We start from the raw sequence: 14,107 nt of genomic DNA on the forward strand, positions 1-14,107 counted from the left end.
TTCCGGTAGCCGAGATGTTTTAGTCCCGCCTCCCGCCATCACGATGCATGGTAGCAGACACCACTGTCTTCGTCACGGGTGCGAGTCAAGGATTGGGCCGCGAAATCGCCGTCGCGTTCGCCGAGGCGGGTGCGAACGTCGTCCTCGCGGCCAGGAGCGACGGCATCTACGAGACCGCGGAACTGATCGACGCCCCCGAGCGAACGCTGGCGGTCGAGACCGACGTGACCGAGCCCGATTCGGTCGCCGACGCCGTCGACGAGACGATCGAGACCTTCGGCGGCCTGGACTGTCTCGTGAACAACGCCGGCATCGCCGGCCCCACCGCGCCGCTCGAGGAGACGACCGACGACGAGTGGCTCGAGACCCTGGACGTCAACGTCGTCGGGGTTGCCCGCGTCACGCGGGAAGCGGCTCCGCACCTGCGCGAGTCCGAGCGGGGCAGCGTCGTCAACATCTCCTCGATCGGCGGCAAGCGGCCCTACGCCAATCGGGGCCCGTACGCCGCCTCGAAGATGGGGTTGATCGGCGTGACTCGCGCGCTGGCGGCCGAGTTCGGCGACGACGGCGTCACCGTCAACGCGATCTGTCCCGGGCCGGTCGAGGGCGAGCGGATCCGGGGCGTCTTCGAGCGACAGGCCGAGGCGGCGGGCGTCCCCGTGGAGGCCGTCGAGGGCGAGGTCCTGGACAGTCTCATGATCGAGGAGCTGGTCCCGCCCGAGGAGGTCGCCGACATGGCCGTCCACCTCGCGTCCGAGGCGTCGCGCCACGTCACGGGCCAAGATATCAATGTCTCGTCGGGCGGGGCCTGGTACTAACGCCTGTGGCGACCGGACGGTCGGTGTCTCCGTGCGGTCGGTGGCGACCGACCTGCAGCGCCGTACCGAGGACGCGCCGATCGGCGACGCTGACGACCCCTAGCGTCTGCCGCAACGCCTCGATACCGCGTCGATCGGCCGCCTCGAGGATTCGAACCGCTACTCTCCGCTCACTCGATGTCGATCTGCTTCGACTCGTCGTCGCCGCCCCCGACCTTCGGGAGGCGGACGGTCAACACGCCGTCCTCGTAGCCGGCCGAGACCGACTCCTCCTCGACCGGTTCCGGCAGGCGGATCCGGCGGTTCGCCGACGTGCGGGTCCGTTCGCGGCGGAGGTACCGACCCTCGGCGTACTCGGACTCCTCGTCCCGGCTGGCCTCGAGGCGCAGGGTCCCCTCCGAGAGGGTCAGGTCGATGTCGTCGGTCTCGTAGCCGGGCAGATCGGCCGTCACGAGGTACTCGTCGCCGGTGTCGGCGACGTCGACCGGGACGGAGCCGGGTACCTGCAGGCCGCCGCTGGTCATCCCCTCCTCGACCTGTCGGCTGACGCGGTCGAGCATCTCCTCGATGTCCTGGAACGGGTTTCGTCGCATGCTCGTCGGTACGGCCTCGAGCGAGATAAATTCTGCCCGCCGTCCGCCGTCACAATCGCCTACTCGGGCAGCGTCACCAGTCCGTCGTCGAGCGCATCCATCAAAACGTCGCGCGCGTGGCCGTCGGGATCGACGTTCTCGTAGACGGCTTTCACCTCACCGTCGGCGAGGACGAAGGTCGTTCGCGCGGTGACGCCGCTGTCGCGCAGTTCGACGCCGAAGGCGTCGGCGATTTCGGCGTCCGGGTCGGCCAGCAGGTCGAACTCGAGGCCCTCCTGCTGGCAGAACGACTCGTGGGAGTCGGCGTCGTCCCGCGAGACGCCGTAGACCTCGACGCCGGCGTCCGCGTAGCTCTCGCGCTCGCGCTGGAACTGGTTCGCCTCGACCGTACAGCCGGGGGTGTCGTCCTTCGGGTAGAAGTAAAGGACCGTCGGCTCCTCGAACGCGAGGGTGCGCTCGTCGCCGTCCTGATTCGGTGCGGTCACGGTCGGGGCGTCGTCGCCTTCCTCGAGCGTCATGTGCGGGGCTACCGCGGGGAGCCGGAAAACCGTTTGCGGTCGAACGGGACGCGGAAAACCGTTTGCGGTCGATACCGCCACCGTGTGAGCCGCGTCACCGCAACCGACGGTCGACCGGTTCAGGTGAAAGCCTCGCGTTGAATACCGCGCCGGCGCTGTGTGTTCCCGCTATGTCCGCCAGTGAACTCGGTCCGAACGACGTCGTAACGGCAGGCCCCGACACAGAACTCGGAACGGTCGCACAGCGACTGGCCTCGAACAACGTCGGCACCGCGGTCGTCACCGAGAACGACGCGCCGGTCGGCATCGTCACCGACCGCGACATCGCCCTCGAGGTGGGCCAGAGCGACGACGTCGCCGCGACGCCCGCCGAAGACGTGATGACGGGCGGACTGACGACGTTACAGGCGGACGCGGACGCACTCGAGATCTCGCAGGCTATCAAGGCGGAGAACGCGCGTCGGTTCCCGGTCGTCGACGACGACGGGACGCTCACCGGCATCGTCACCCTCGACGACCTCGTCGCGACCATCGGCGAACAACTCGAGAACGTCGCGGACACGATCGAATCGCAGTCGCCCGACTACAGCCCGTAGTCCGACCACGTCGCGGCCGCGGTCCCGATCTCGATCTCGGGGACGGCGCTCGGGTCTGTTCCAACTCGAGCGTTTCCGGCGGGATGGCGATGGGCGCACGGAGCATACCGGCGGTACTCCCCCCAGCGAACGAGCAGTGCGCGTCGGACCGCCGATCGCTACCCGACGACGTGCTCGGTGTCGTAGGAACCCAGCCGGCGGACCCATCCCTTCTCCGCGAGTTCCTCCAAGTCCTCGATCGCCTCCTTCGTCCGGGACTCGTAGAGGCCGGCCTCGAAGTCGACGTGGAAGACGTAGTCGCCGAGTCGCTGGCCGCTGGGGCGGGACTCGACGCGGGTGAGGTTGATGTCGCGGTCGGCGAAGGGCTCGAGCAACTCGAGCAGCAGTCCGGGGTAGTTCGCGTTCGGGTAGACGACCAGCGAGGTCTTGCCGCCGCCCTTCGAGCGCTCCTCGGCGGGCGCGAGCGCGAGGAACCGCGTCGCGTTCGAGTCCCGATCCTGGATGTCCTCGGCGATCACCTGGATGTCGTCGCCGCCGTTGTCCGGGTGAGCGACGCCCGCGATCGAGGGGTCGTCGCGGGCGAGTTCGACGCTCTGTGCCGTGCTCGCGACGGCCTCGAGCGTGGCGTCGGGATACTCGCGATCGAGATAGGAGCGACACTGGGCGAGCGCCTGGGAGTGGCTGGCGACGGTGTCGAACCCCGGTCCCTGGGCGAGCAGAGCGTGTTTGATCGGGGTGACGATCTCCCGGACGACGGCGACGTCGTACTCCGCTAGCGCGTCGAGACTCTCCGTGACGCTTCCCTCGATGCTGTTCTCGATGGGGATGACGCCGCGCTCGTACTCGCCGCTGGCGACGGCGTCGACGATCGAGGTGACCGACTGCCGGAACTCGATCTCGTCGTCGACCGCCGTCGCCGCCCGGTGTGAGTAGGTGCCTTCGGGACCCAGCGTAACTACGACCATTGGCTGGTGATAGCGGAGAGAGGATCAAAATACCTCGGGTCCGCCCCGTTCGCTGCCTGCCGGTTCGGCGAATCGCACCGCGGTGTCGCGCCGGATCAGGCCGTCGCCGTGACGATGTCGCCCTCGTACTCGGCGATGGCGTCCAGGACCGCTTCCCGGTCGTCGGAGTCGACGTCGAACTCCTGCATCGTCGCGTCCAGGTGCTCGACGATGGCGTAGAAGTCGGGTTTCGTGATTCCGAGCTCGTCGTGTGCGGATTCCATGTCGTCGCCGGAGTAGTCGACGGGACCGCCCGCGACCGCGCTGATGAACTGGGTTTGGTGGGCGCGCTGTTTCTGCATGTCGACGTCCTCGAAGTAGTGAGCCACCTGTTCGTCCTCGATCACGCGTTCGTAGAACCGGTCGACCACGGCGCCGATGGCGTCCCGTCCGCCGAGTCGTTCGTACAGAGTTTCGCTCATCCGCCCGTCCCTACTAACGGTAGATGGTTAAATTGTAGTTCGAACGTGTTCGCCCCAAAATTCATGTTGTATGATCACATGTAGCAAGTTCCGGATCGAACGCCCGCCGCGGGGCGTCCGACAAGCGTGCGCTTTTCATACCCCAGGCGCCGACTGTTCTCCTATGAGAACGCGCGGGACGCTGCGACTGGCGACGCGGGGGTCCACACTCGCCCGGCGACAGGCCTCGCTGGTGAAGGAGGCCCTGGAGGACCGGCGCTACGAGGTGGAGCTGGTCACCGTCGAGACGACGGGCGACCAGATCAGGGACGAACTCATCCACCGGCTGGGAAAGACCGGTGCGTTCGTCCGCGAACTCGACGAACGCGTCCTCGAGGGCGACCTCGACGGCGCCGTCCACTCGATGAAGGACATGCCGACCGAACAGCCCCAGGAGCTCGTCACCGCGGCGGTACCCGAACGCGGGCCGCCGGGCGACGTCCTGCTCACGCCCGACGGGTCGACGCTCGAGGAGCTTTCCCGCGGCGCGACCGTCGGCACCTCGAGTCTGCGCCGACGGGCCCAACTCCTCTCTGAGCGACCCGACCTCGAGGTCGAACCACTGCGAGGGAACGTGGACACGCGCCTCGAGAAGTTGCTCGCACCCGCGCTCCAGGCCGAACACCAGGAGCGCTCGGAAGCGGACAAGGAGCGCAAGGCGAACACTGGAGACGAGGACTTCGAACCCGAGTACGACCGCACCGTCGACGAGTGGTTCGACGACCTCTCGGAACTCGAGCGGCAGGCGCTGGGGCGGGAGGTCGAGACCGAGTACGACGCCATCGTGCTCGCACAGTCGGGACTCGAGCGCAGCGGCCTCCAGCACTCCGTCGAGTACCGGGAACTCCCGGTCGAAACGTTCGTTCCCGCACCGGGTCAGGGCGCGCTGGCCGTCACCGCGCGCGACGGCGAGACGGCCCGTGATATGCAGTCGGCGATCGATTTCCCGCGCAGTCGGGTCGAGACGACGGTCGAACGGACGATCCTCGCGGAACTGGGCGGCGGCTGTATCGCCCCCGTCGGGATCTACGCCGTCGTTCAGGGCGAGTACGTCCACGCGACGGTCCAGGTCTTCGATCGGGACGGCGAGGAGTCGGTCGAGGCCGGTCGCGACCTCCCGGTCGAGCACCACGCCGAGGCCGCCCGCGAGTTCGCTCGCGACCTCGCGGACCGCGGTGCAGCGGAACTGATCGAAGCCGCTCGCGACGACGCTGCAAACGACGACGCCTCCGCGGAAGATAAGCCGAAGGGGAAATAGCTAGCGCACACGTACATGTTGCCGGACTCCATCGAACCCGATTCGGGCACCGTCTACCTCGTCGGTAGCGGTCCCGGCGATCCGGGCCTGTTGACCGTCAGGGCCCGGGCGCTCCTCGAGAAGGCCGACGTCGTGCTCCACGACAAACTCCCCGGACCGGAGATCCTCCAGTTGCTCCCCGAGGAGCGACGCATCGACGTCGGCAAGCGCGCCAACGGCGACCGCACGCCCCAGTCGGAGATCAACGAACGGCTGGTCGAACTCGCCCGCGAGGGGAAGTCGGTCGCGCGACTCAAGGGCGGCGACTCCTTCGTCTTCGGCCGCGGCGGCGAGGAGGCCGAGTACCTGGCGGCCCACGAGGTCCCCTTCGAGGTCGTCCCCGCGGTCACCTCGGCCATCGCCGCGCCCGCCGTCGCCGGCATCCCCGTCACGCACCGCGATCACGCCTCCTCCGTCACGTTCGTCACGGGCCACGAGGACCCGACCAAGGAGGAGTCCGCGGTCGACTGGGAGGCCCTGGCCGCGACCGGCGGAACCATCGTCGTCCTGATGGGTGTCACGCGCCTCCCCGACTACACGAAGGCGTTGCGCGAGGCCGGAATGACGCCGGAGACGCCGGTCGCGCTCGTCGAACGCGCGACCTGGCCCGCCCAGCAGGTCGCGACGGGCACCCTCGAGACGATCGTCGACGCCCGCGACGAAGAGGGGATCAAGCCGCCCGCGGTGACGGTGATCGGCGACGTCGCGAGCACGCGCGAGACCGTCGTCGACTTTCTGGAGAACGACTACAGCACGGCCGATCCCGCCGAGTGGCCCGACGAGGCGGAGCAATGAACGAGCGTGCCGACGCCCCGACGGTCGCGGTCTTTCGACCCGACGACGAGCGCCTCGCGGACGCCGTCGCGCTGCTCGCCGATCTCGGTGCGGAGCCGGTGCCGGACCCGATGCTCGCCGTCGAGGCGACCGACGCGACGCCCCGAACCGACGCCGACTACGTGGTCTTCACGAGCAAGACCGGCGCGGAACTCGTCTCCGCGGCCGGCTGGGAGCCGGCCGACGAGACGGTCTGTGCGATCGGCCCCGCGACGGCCGACGCGCTGCGCGAGGAAGGGTACGCAGTCGATATCGTCCCCGAAGCGTACACCTCGAGCGGGCTCGTCGACACGCTGGCGGGAAGCGCGGAGCCACGCTCCGCGGAACGAGCGAGCGGCGATGAGCCGCGAGCTGAGGTCGATGGCGCCCGCGTCGAGGTCGCTCGCAGCGACCACGGCAGCCCCGTGCTACTCGACGGCCTCGCGGACGCGGGCGCGTACGTTCACGAGACGATCCTCTACCGGCTGGTCCGACCCGAGTGGAGCGGCGAATCGACCGAACGCGCCGCCGCCGGCGACCTCGACGCCGCCTGCTTCACCTCGTCGTTGACCGTCGAGCACTTCCTCGAGGCAGCCACCGAACGGGGGGTTCGCGACGCGGCGCTCGAGGGACTCGCCGATGCCACCGTCGGCGTCATCGGCGACCCGACGGCCGAGACGGCCGCCGAACTGGGAGTCGACGTCGACGTGGTGCCCAGCGAGGCCACGTTCGACGCGCTCGCCCGCGAGACGCTCGCGGCCCTCGACCGACGACTCGAGTAGCCAGCCTCGATTTCGGCGGGACTCATCGCTTCGCCCCTCGGCCTGCTTTTTCATCGACATATCGAAGCCGTTCCCGTCGGGTGGTGGACGCTAGCACGCCGATACCGGCGAAAGCGACGCCAGCGGTGGCAAGGTCAACCCATACTCCCGTCGACGGCCAAACGACGAGTATGTCAGCAGCAACGTTCCCCTCGATGGAACTGGACCCGCCGGACTCGATCGGGCTGCAGTTCGCCTTTCTGGCGCTCTGGCTGGTCGACGCCGTCGCCGCCACCCTGTTCTTCGTCCTGCCGTACGCGACGGAACTCAACCCGGTCACCGTCTTCTTCTACGAGCTGTTCGGCCTGCCAGGCGTCGCGGCCGCCGCCGTCTGCTACGCCGCGGTCGTGATGGCGGTCGGCCACTTCCTCTCCCATCCCCTCGACGTCGCCTTCGTCGGCCTGATCGTGGTCGCGTACGCCGCGTTCGCGCTGAACAACGTCCCCCTGATCCTGTTCGAGGAGACGTTGCCGGAGCTGCTCCACCTCTGATCGCACCGGGACCGCAGGTTTATGACCGAAGCCGCGCCTACGATAGCTCGATGGCTGGCCCCGTTCCCGAACTCGAGGATCGCGCGATGGCGTGCGCCGAGCGACTGTGCGAGGCCGATCGCGTCCTGCTCGCCTCCCACATCGACGCCGACGGACTGACCAGCGCCGCGATCGCCGCGCAGGCCCTCGAGCGCGCGGGGCTCCCCTTCGAGACGGTCTTCGAGAAGCAACTCGACGCGGACGCGATCGCCGCGATCGCGGCCACCGACTACGAGACGGTGCTCTTCACGGACTTCGGGAGCGGCCAGCTCGATATCATCGGCGAACACGAGGACGAAGGCGCGTTCACGCCCGTCGTCGCCGACCACCACCAGCCCGCCGATCGCGAGACCGAGTACCACCTCAACCCCCTCCTGTTCGGGATCAACGGCGCCTCGGAGCTGTCGGGTGCCGGCGCGAGTTACGTGCTCGCGCGGGCGCTCGCCGAGGTCTCGGATTCCGAGCCGGCCGTCGCGGCGGACGGGGGTGAGGCGAACGAGATGAGCCCATCCTCGTCGGAGCCCCGCTCCGACGGCGGAACCGTCGTGGCTGACGCGGCCACCACGCCCCGCGCAGACAACCGCGATCTGGCCGCGCTGGCCGTCGTCGGCGCCGTCGGCGACATGCAGGCCTCCGGCGGCGAACTCCACGGCGCCAACGAGAAGATCGTCGCAGAGGGCGTCGAGGCGGGCGTCCTCGAGACGGGCAAGGACCTCGCGCTCTACGGGAAACAGACCCGTCCCCTCCCGAAACTGCTCGAGTACGCCACCGACGTCCACATCCCCGGCATTTCGAACGACGAAAGCGGCGCGCTGCGATTCCTCGACGGGCTCGATCTCGAGTTGAAACGCGACGGGGAGTGGCGCCGCTGGTCGGGACTGACCAACGACGAGAAGCAGACCGTCGCCAGCGCGCTCGTCAAGCGAGCCGTCTCCAGCGGCGTGCCCGCGACGAAGATCGACCAGCTCGTCAGCACCGCCTACGTCCTCCCCGAGGAGCCGGTCGGCACCGAACTCCGGGACGCCAGCGAGTTCTCGACACTCCTCAACGCGACGGCCCGCTACGAGCGCGCCGACGTCGGCCTCGGCGTCTGTCTCGGCGACCGCGACGCGGCCCTCGAGCGGGCGCGGAAACTCCTCCGAAACCACCGGCGCAACCTCTCGCAGGGGATCGACCTCGTCACGCGCGAGGGGGTCACCCACGAGGACCACGTCCAGTGGTTCCACGCCGGCGACGAGATCCGCGAGACCATCGTCGGGATCGTCGCCGGCATGGCGATGGGCAACGCGGGGATCAGCCGGTCGAAGCCGATCGTCGCGTTCGCCGAAAAGAACGACGAGGAGGTGAAGGTCTCCGCTCGCGGCACGCACAGCCTCGTCCGCCAGGGGCTCGACCTCTCGGCCGTCATGGGCGAGGCCTCGCGAGCGGCGGGTGGCGACGGCGGCGGTCACGACGTCGCGGCCGGTGCGACCGTCCCGAAAGGCGAAGAAGAACCGTTCGTCGAACGCGCCGACGACATCGTCGGCGAGCAACTCTCCTAACGGCCGCTCACGTCGACCGTTCCATCGAGGCCGGAACCGTCGGCACCAGCGGCGCGTGAGAGGTCAGGAGGTACGTCCCCTTCCGGACCGCGCCCTTGGCGTACTGGACCGTGCTCTTGTGGATCGGCGTGCGCTTGCCCCGGATCTGCGTCCGCCCCTCGAGGATGGCTTCGACGAGGTCGGCGCCGGCGATGTCGGCCTTGGTCGGGTTCGCGGCGTCGGGGGTCACGAGGATCTCGGTGTAGGCCTTGCCGACGTTGGGCAGGTAGTGAGCGTCGCTGGCGCCGATCTCGGGGTAGCCCCGGCGGCGGGCGAACGTTCGGGCGCGCCGGTTGCGGTAGCCGGTGAAGACCATCGAATTGAACGTCTCGATCGCGTCGGCGTCCTCGATGTGGCGTTTGCGGACGCCGTGGCGACTGCGCTGGAACGGATGGGGAACGATGGCGATTCCGCCGAGTTCGCGGACTCGGTCGACGGTTTCCATGACCGGTCGGCCGGGGTCGGGGCGCTCTTCGACGCCGATCGCCAGGAGGTGGCCGTGGCGCGTCGAGACCTCGACGCCCGGAATGCCGATCAATCCGTACTCCGGGGCGAGGTTGGCGGCGCGAATCGACTCGCTGATCTCGTCGTGGTCGGTGATGACCACCCCGTCGAGGCCGATGTCCGCGGCGTGTTCTAAGATGAGTTCGATCGGTTCGTGTCCGTCGTAGGAGTCGTCGGAGTGGACGTGAAAATCGATCGCGAACGGGAGTGGAGTCGTCATAAGATATCAGGGACAGCGGGTGTCAGTACGCCCAATAATCCGTTGCTCCTCATAAACACTGTGCTGACGCGCTCCGCGTGAGGATCCCGGTATTCAATATAGCATTATGGAATTTATTGTTGGAGATCCTGCGTTCGGAGCCCCCAGGAGAGACACGCCGCGAGCGTCGCTCACCGCGCGTTTCCGGGGTGAAACCGCCCGCTACCACGCTGCCACGCCCGCTTCCGCGCCGACACCCCGTTGTCATCCCCGATGCTGTCGTCCCCGATATTCGTCACCCGCGTGCGCCAGCGGCGATCGGGCACTCACGGGCTGGCCCGAGAACCGAGATCAGTAGCCGACGCCCAGTGGGCGTACCGGCGTCGGCGTTCTCGAGTTCGTCGACGAAGCGACGGCGGAGTCTTCCCCGAGAACGTAGCTCTCGCCGTCCCGGTCGGCGACCAATTCGACCGCGACAGGTATCACTCGTGTGCTCGCCGGGTTCGATCAGCCGCCGGGACGAGAGACGACCGCTCGAGGGCGTCTGCGTCCCGGATACTCGCGAGGGCCTCGAGGTGGGCTTGGCGAGGGGAACGAGGTCGTCCCGGAACTCGTCGGTCTCGATCAGCGTCGTCTCCGGACCGATCGCGAGGCTGCCGGCACCGCCGACCCAGCAGCCGATAGATGTCGGTTCGTCGGAGCCCCTCGACGAACCCTTCAACCAGGTCCGTCGGGACGTCGACGTCGGGGTTCTCACCCGGGCCGAGCGCCGACGCGACGACGTCGTGGCCGACGACCAGTTGCGCGAGGGCGTCCGGAGCGGTCATATCCCCGGCGACGGACTCGAACTCGGGAGGATCGAGGCCAAGTTCGCCGCTCCGGGAGACGCCGGTGACGGCGTGTTCGTGTTCGAGCAGTTCGGCCGCGATTCGTTGGCCGGTTCGTCCGCGCACCGATAGCAGGATGTTCCTCCTCGAGTCACCGCTCGGAACGGTACTGGGCGCTCTCGCGAACGCTCGCGTCATCCGATTACGCGGACGTCAGTCGCCGCTCGTGGGCGGCTACACCGGTAGGGCCTCGCTTCCGCGGGATTGCCGGATCGGCAGATATAAACCAAATTTCGATATACTAAATGTTGCGAGCCTCCGTGGCGCCGGAACGACGCAGGTGGGCCCAAAATCCGGTGGGGTTATGATTTTTTAGGTTAGCCTAAAGTCGCTGCTACAGTGTGATTTCGACGACCTGCGGGAGAAATACGAGCGACTCGAGGCCTACCGCGACCGACTCGAGACCCGCATCGAGGAGCGACAAGCGATGGTTACCGACCCGACGGCCCACAGCGGACCGGCGGGACCTCGATACCGGTCGCTGGTAGCGACGATTTACTCGGAGCTGTCCGTTCGGTATCCGATCCTGTCGACCGCGGTCCGCCTGGACGGGATCTGTGCCGACTGTCAGCGGACGGTGCGTGTACATCTGACGCGACGCGTGTGAGCAGGTGGCAACAGATCGGGGACCCGAACTCGTCTACCGCTACGGCGACGAGCGGGACAGTCCGTCCGGAACGAAATCCGAGAGGGAAACGCGATCGAGAACGTCCCCGACCTCGACCGGGCCGTCGACCTTCGAGACGGTCCGGTTAATGCGCTGCATACACTCGAGCAGGCCGTCGACGGCGGCTCGACGGGTCGAGACGCGGCCGATCGACTCGGTGATCGCCCGGTCCGCGAGGAAGTATCGATATCGGAGTTCCCAGTACCGACAGAGGCCGAGCCCCGGGTGCGCCCGGTTCGCCGCCGTCCGATCCGCGATAAGCTTGATCGGCGGCTGACTGGAACGGTAGACGAATCGCCCGTCACAGCAGTCGGCGGGACCCCATCCCGGCGGCAACGCTTCGTGCGGAATGGGGGGCTGATCGGGAGACATGACTCACGAATCCGAGCGTAACGGGAGTGTCGATTCCGCTTGCAAGCGCATCGTTCGTATATAGGATCCCCCTAACGGGACAGCAGTCTGTCTCGTCGGTCACGACCGAACGGCGCGCAGACGACCGATCGTCCGACTTTTGTCTCCGCTCGCCCTCGGTTCGCGTATGACCGACTTCGATCCCGAGCAGTTTGAGGACAAGTACGCCAACTACTTCCCCGAACTCCAGCAGGCGTACAAGAACGCGTTCAATCGGATGAACGATCAGTACGACTCCGAACTCGTCCACGCGATCGACCAGCAGGTGCTCAACGAGAGCGAACCCTTCTACGAGGGCGACGGCGAGTTCCGCGTCGAACTGCCCGAGGATCCCCACGGCCGACTCTCCGGCGTCCTCGTCGAAGAGGAGCGCTTCGAGCAGGTCCTCGAGCGCCACGTCGAGGAGATCGAGACCGAACTCCAGCGGGTCTTCGGGTTCGCCTGAGGAGGGAGACGAACACCTCGAGACAGTCGATTCCGACGTCTCGAGCGTCGACAGCCGAACGGGTAGGACGGAAGGTTTAGGGGTTCGCAACCCCAACGGTGTCGTATGAGCACCGAGACACAGGACGGGGACGACCTCGAGGACCGCGTTGCGAACTTCCTGCGGCGGAACTTCCCGCAGATCCAGATGCACGGCGGCAGTGCGGCGATTCAGGACCTCGACCGCGAGACCGGTGAGGTCTCCATCGCCCTCGGCGGCGCCTGCAGCGGCTGTGGTATCTCGCCGATGACGATTCAGGCGATCAAGAGCCGCATGGTCAAGGAGATTCCCGAGATCGAGAAGGTCAACGCGAGCACCGGCATGGACGGCGGCGACGAGATGGGCGGCGGCATGAGCCCCTCGTTCCCCGGCGAGACCGTCGACGACGACGGCGGCGCCGACGAAGGCCCCGAAGCACCGTTCTGAGCCGGTCGGTTCGCGAAGTTCGACTCGAGTTTTCGCTATTTCACTCCTCGAGAGTCGTCTGTACTCCTCGATACACTACGTTGAGGGGGCGAACGCACCGCTTCGGGTTGAGAGCCCAGCGCGGTGGCGCGTGCTGGGCCGCGGCGAGCGCAGAGTGAGCCGCGGCCCGGAGTCGCGCGAGGGATGAGCGAACGACCTCAAGGAGTGAGCGAATCGGCTGGGGAGGACGAGGCGATTCCCTGTTGCCACGATAGCAGCGCACACGTGTGCATCCCAATATCCACGGCTACACGGCTCAACGAGCAGACAAACTGAGAGTACCTCAACCCACGACCAGAACTGCGAGGAAACTGACGGCGACCGCCGCCGTCAACGTGATCGCGACGGAGAGACCGAAGCCGACGACTGGCGAGAGTGCGGAGACGGCGTCGCGTGTCACCGGTTTCGGAACCATCCCTGTGTCATCCTCGAATAACAGCTCCCGGGAGAAGAACGTACGGATCGACTCAGCGTTCGATTCGGACTGCGAATTCGGATCCGACGTTCGACGCTCACCGCAGGCCGCGACCGCGTTCCCACGTCCGCACCAGCGACGTCAACAGCCGATTCGTCGGGACCTCGAGTCCCCGTTCGGCCGCCCGATCGACCACGTAGCCGTTGATGGCGTCGATCTCCGTGCGTCGCTCGGCGAGCACGTCCTGGCGCATCGACGAGGTGTTCGCGGCCGTCTCGCTCGCGACCGACGCCAGCGCGGCCAGCGCCTCGCGGTTCGAGAGGCCGACGTCGCAGGCTCGCGCGACCCGCGCCGTCTCGCGGGCGGCCCCCCGAGCGAGGTCGTCAACGGGCGACTCGAGGACCGCGCCGTTGTCGACGTCCGCCAGCGCCGTGACGGGGTTGATCCCGGCGTTGACGGCGAGTTTCTCCCAGAGGCGGCGGGGCATGTCGTCGTCGACGGTCGTCTCGAGGCCGGCCGCCGCGAACTGCGCGGCGATCCGGTCAGCCCGATCCGAGGGGCCGCCGGTCCGCGCGCCGAGAACGATCTCGCCGACGCCGGTACACCGGACGCGGCCCGGCGCCTCGAGAACCGCGCCGTAGGAGGCGGTTCCGGCGAGGACGGGACACTCGAGCGCGGACGCCAGCGTCTCCTCGTTACCCACGCCGTTTTGCAGCGACAGCACGGCGTCGTACGACCCCGTCGCGAGCGTCTCGGCGGCCGCGGCCGTGTCGGCGGCTTTGACCGTGACGATCGCGAGGTCAGCCTGCACGTTCCGGGCGTCGGTCGTCGCGTCCGGTTCGACCGTCGCCTCGCACTCGCCGACCAGTTCTAGCCCCGTCTCGCGGACGGTCTCGGCGTGCGGATCGCGGCCGACGAGCGTCACCGCGTGCTCGCGCGCGAGGAGGCCCCCGACGAGGCTGCCGAGGCTCCCGGCCCCGAAGACGACGATTTCCATGGTCGGAGGTTGGCAGCGCATTAGAAATAAAAACGAGGGTCGGGCGC

At 67.8% G+C, this 14,107-nt stretch carries 19 protein-coding genes; 10 read left to right on the plus strand and 9 right to left on the minus strand.

Annotated elements, in window-relative coordinates:
- Window positions 1–47 precede the first annotated feature (47 nt).
- The gene (locus J0X25_RS25040) at window positions 48–818 is read left to right on the plus strand and encodes an SDR family NAD(P)-dependent oxidoreductase (RefSeq protein ID WP_207290265.1); all 771 of its coding nucleotides are present in this window, start codon (window positions 48–50) and stop codon (window positions 816–818) included.
- A gap of 170 nt (window positions 819–988) precedes the next feature.
- Here the strand turns inward: J0X25_RS25040 and J0X25_RS25045 are convergent, their stop codons facing one another.
- Together J0X25_RS25045 and J0X25_RS25050 are read right to left on the minus strand one after the other, a co-directional pair.
- Window positions 989–1,411, minus strand: coding sequence for an Hsp20/alpha crystallin family protein (locus tag J0X25_RS25045; protein ID WP_207290266.1), 423 nt, complete (start codon window positions 1,409–1,411; stop codon window positions 989–991).
- 59 nt (window positions 1,412–1,470) lie between these two features.
- Window positions 1,471–1,929, minus strand: a complete 459-nt coding sequence (locus J0X25_RS25050) for a peroxiredoxin (protein ID WP_207290267.1) — start codon at window positions 1,927–1,929, stop codon at window positions 1,471–1,473.
- A 170-nt stretch (window positions 1,930–2,099) separates the two neighbouring features.
- On the opposite strand from J0X25_RS25050, the gene J0X25_RS25055 reads away from it, so the two are divergent.
- A complete protein-coding gene (locus tag J0X25_RS25055; protein WP_207290268.1) occupies window positions 2,100–2,525 on the plus strand; it encodes a CBS domain-containing protein in 426 nt (141 codons plus the stop codon).
- Window positions 2,526–2,683: 158 nt separating this feature from the next.
- On the opposite strand, the gene pheA is transcribed toward J0X25_RS25055, so the two are convergent.
- Together pheA and J0X25_RS25065 are read right to left on the minus strand one after the other, a co-directional pair.
- A complete protein-coding gene (gene pheA / locus J0X25_RS25060; RefSeq protein ID WP_207290269.1) occupies window positions 2,684–3,490 on the minus strand; it encodes a prephenate dehydratase in 807 nt (268 codons plus the stop codon).
- Window positions 3,491–3,585: 95 nt separating this feature from the next.
- Entirely contained in the window at window positions 3,586–3,951 is a 366-nt protein-coding gene (locus J0X25_RS25065; RefSeq protein WP_207290270.1) for a group I truncated hemoglobin, read from the minus strand.
- Between the two features lie 163 nt (window positions 3,952–4,114).
- Here J0X25_RS25065 and hemC point away from each other — a divergent pair, with 163 nt between their 5' ends.
- From hemC to recJ, 5 genes are all read left to right on the plus strand, one after another.
- Complete coding sequence (gene hemC / locus J0X25_RS25070) at window positions 4,115–5,248, plus strand: hydroxymethylbilane synthase (RefSeq protein ID WP_207290271.1); 1,134 nt, start codon at window positions 4,115–4,117, stop codon at window positions 5,246–5,248.
- 15 nt (window positions 5,249–5,263) lie between these two features.
- Window positions 5,264–6,082, plus strand: coding sequence for a uroporphyrinogen-III C-methyltransferase (gene cobA, locus J0X25_RS25075; protein WP_207290272.1), 819 nt, complete (start codon window positions 5,264–5,266; stop codon window positions 6,080–6,082).
- Window positions 6,079–6,882, plus strand: coding sequence for a uroporphyrinogen-III synthase (locus tag J0X25_RS25080; protein WP_207290273.1), 804 nt, complete (start codon window positions 6,079–6,081; stop codon window positions 6,880–6,882). Before cobA ends, J0X25_RS25080 begins: the two co-directional genes overlap by 4 nt.
- A gap of 170 nt (window positions 6,883–7,052) precedes the next feature.
- Window positions 7,053–7,412: a hypothetical protein gene (locus J0X25_RS25085; RefSeq protein WP_207290274.1), complete on the plus strand. Its 360-nt coding sequence runs from the start codon at window positions 7,053–7,055 to the stop codon at window positions 7,410–7,412.
- Between the two features lie 50 nt (window positions 7,413–7,462).
- Complete coding sequence (gene recJ, locus J0X25_RS25090) at window positions 7,463–8,992, plus strand: RecJ family nuclease (RefSeq protein ID WP_207290275.1); 1,530 nt, start codon at window positions 7,463–7,465, stop codon at window positions 8,990–8,992.
- A gap of 7 nt (window positions 8,993–8,999) precedes the next feature.
- On the opposite strand, the gene J0X25_RS25095 is transcribed toward recJ, so the two are convergent.
- Complete coding sequence (locus tag J0X25_RS25095) at window positions 9,000–9,755, minus strand: PHP-associated domain-containing protein (protein WP_207290276.1); 756 nt, start codon at window positions 9,753–9,755, stop codon at window positions 9,000–9,002.
- A gap of 461 nt (window positions 9,756–10,216) precedes the next feature.
- Window positions 10,217–10,687: an NAD(P)H-binding protein gene (locus J0X25_RS25100; protein ID WP_225896740.1), complete on the minus strand. Its 471-nt coding sequence runs from the start codon at window positions 10,685–10,687 to the stop codon at window positions 10,217–10,219.
- Between the two features lie 265 nt (window positions 10,688–10,952).
- Between J0X25_RS25100 and J0X25_RS39980 the strand changes: the two genes are divergently transcribed.
- Window positions 10,953–11,228, plus strand: a complete 276-nt coding sequence (locus J0X25_RS39980; protein ID WP_425600933.1) for a DUF7260 family protein — start codon at window positions 10,953–10,955, stop codon at window positions 11,226–11,228.
- Window positions 11,229–11,267: 39 nt separating this feature from the next.
- Here J0X25_RS39980 and J0X25_RS25105 read toward each other — a convergent pair whose 3' ends face one another.
- Entirely contained in the window at window positions 11,268–11,660 is a 393-nt protein-coding gene (locus J0X25_RS25105; protein WP_207290277.1) for a hypothetical protein, read from the minus strand.
- A gap of 166 nt (window positions 11,661–11,826) precedes the next feature.
- On the opposite strand from J0X25_RS25105, the gene J0X25_RS25110 reads away from it, so the two are divergent.
- Window positions 11,827–12,144: a DUF5783 family protein gene (locus J0X25_RS25110; protein WP_207290278.1), complete on the plus strand. Its 318-nt coding sequence runs from the start codon at window positions 11,827–11,829 to the stop codon at window positions 12,142–12,144.
- A 105-nt stretch (window positions 12,145–12,249) separates the two neighbouring features.
- A complete protein-coding gene (locus J0X25_RS25115; protein WP_207290279.1) occupies window positions 12,250–12,609 on the plus strand; it encodes a NifU family protein in 360 nt (119 codons plus the stop codon).
- Between the two features lie 322 nt (window positions 12,610–12,931).
- On the opposite strand, the gene J0X25_RS39790 is transcribed toward J0X25_RS25115, so the two are convergent.
- Together J0X25_RS39790 and J0X25_RS25120 are read right to left on the minus strand one after the other, a co-directional pair.
- Window positions 12,932–13,063 carry a hypothetical protein gene (locus tag J0X25_RS39790; protein ID WP_284145190.1) on the minus strand — a complete coding sequence of 44 codons (132 nt, stop codon included), beginning with the start codon at window positions 13,061–13,063 and terminating at the stop codon, window positions 12,932–12,934.
- Window positions 13,064–13,160: 97 nt separating this feature from the next.
- Window positions 13,161–14,060 (minus strand): ketopantoate reductase family protein, encoded by a 900-nt coding sequence (locus J0X25_RS25120; RefSeq protein WP_207290280.1) that lies wholly within the window; start codon window positions 14,058–14,060, stop codon window positions 13,161–13,163.
- Window positions 14,061–14,107 lie beyond the last annotated feature (47 nt).

Origin of the sequence: Haloterrigena alkaliphila, assembly GCF_017352155.2 — an archaeon.
Taxonomy (GTDB): domain Archaea; phylum Halobacteriota; class Halobacteria; order Halobacteriales; family Natrialbaceae; genus Haloterrigena; species Haloterrigena alkaliphila.

Coding starts and splice junctions, on each gene's coding strand:
- hemC (WP_207290271.1), top strand. CDS start 4,115: ATGAGAACGCGCGGGACGCTGCGACTGGCGACGCGGGGGTCCACACTC.
- J0X25_RS25080 (WP_207290273.1), top strand. CDS start 6,079: ATGAACGAGCGTGCCGACGCCCCGACGGTCGCGGTCTTTCGACCCGAC.
- J0X25_RS25110 (WP_207290278.1), top strand. CDS start 11,827: ATGACCGACTTCGATCCCGAGCAGTTTGAGGACAAGTACGCCAACTAC.
- J0X25_RS25050 (WP_207290267.1), bottom strand. CDS start 1,929: ATGACGCTCGAGGAAGGCGACGACGCCCCGACCGTGACCGCACCGAAT.
- J0X25_RS25120 (WP_207290280.1), bottom strand. CDS start 14,060: ATGGAAATCGTCGTCTTCGGGGCCGGGAGCCTCGGCAGCCTCGTCGGG.
- J0X25_RS25105 (WP_207290277.1), bottom strand. CDS start 11,660: ATGTCTCCCGATCAGCCCCCCATTCCGCACGAAGCGTTGCCGCCGGGA.
- cobA (WP_207290272.1), top strand. CDS start 5,264: ATGTTGCCGGACTCCATCGAACCCGATTCGGGCACCGTCTACCTCGTC.
- J0X25_RS25095 (WP_207290276.1), bottom strand. CDS start 9,755: ATGACGACTCCACTCCCGTTCGCGATCGATTTTCACGTCCACTCCGAC.
- J0X25_RS25085 (WP_207290274.1), top strand. CDS start 7,053: ATGTCAGCAGCAACGTTCCCCTCGATGGAACTGGACCCGCCGGACTCG.
- J0X25_RS25040 (WP_207290265.1), top strand. CDS start 48: ATGGTAGCAGACACCACTGTCTTCGTCACGGGTGCGAGTCAAGGATTG.
- J0X25_RS25045 (WP_207290266.1), bottom strand. CDS start 1,411: ATGCGACGAAACCCGTTCCAGGACATCGAGGAGATGCTCGACCGCGTC.
- J0X25_RS25055 (WP_207290268.1), top strand. CDS start 2,100: ATGTCCGCCAGTGAACTCGGTCCGAACGACGTCGTAACGGCAGGCCCC.
- J0X25_RS39790 (WP_284145190.1), bottom strand. CDS start 13,063: ATGGTTCCGAAACCGGTGACACGCGACGCCGTCTCCGCACTCTCGCCA.
- pheA (WP_207290269.1), bottom strand. CDS start 3,490: ATGGTCGTAGTTACGCTGGGTCCCGAAGGCACCTACTCACACCGGGCG.
- J0X25_RS25115 (WP_207290279.1), top strand. CDS start 12,250: ATGAGCACCGAGACACAGGACGGGGACGACCTCGAGGACCGCGTTGCG.
- J0X25_RS25065 (WP_207290270.1), bottom strand. CDS start 3,951: ATGAGCGAAACTCTGTACGAACGACTCGGCGGACGGGACGCCATCGGC.
- recJ (WP_207290275.1), top strand. CDS start 7,463: ATGGCTGGCCCCGTTCCCGAACTCGAGGATCGCGCGATGGCGTGCGCC.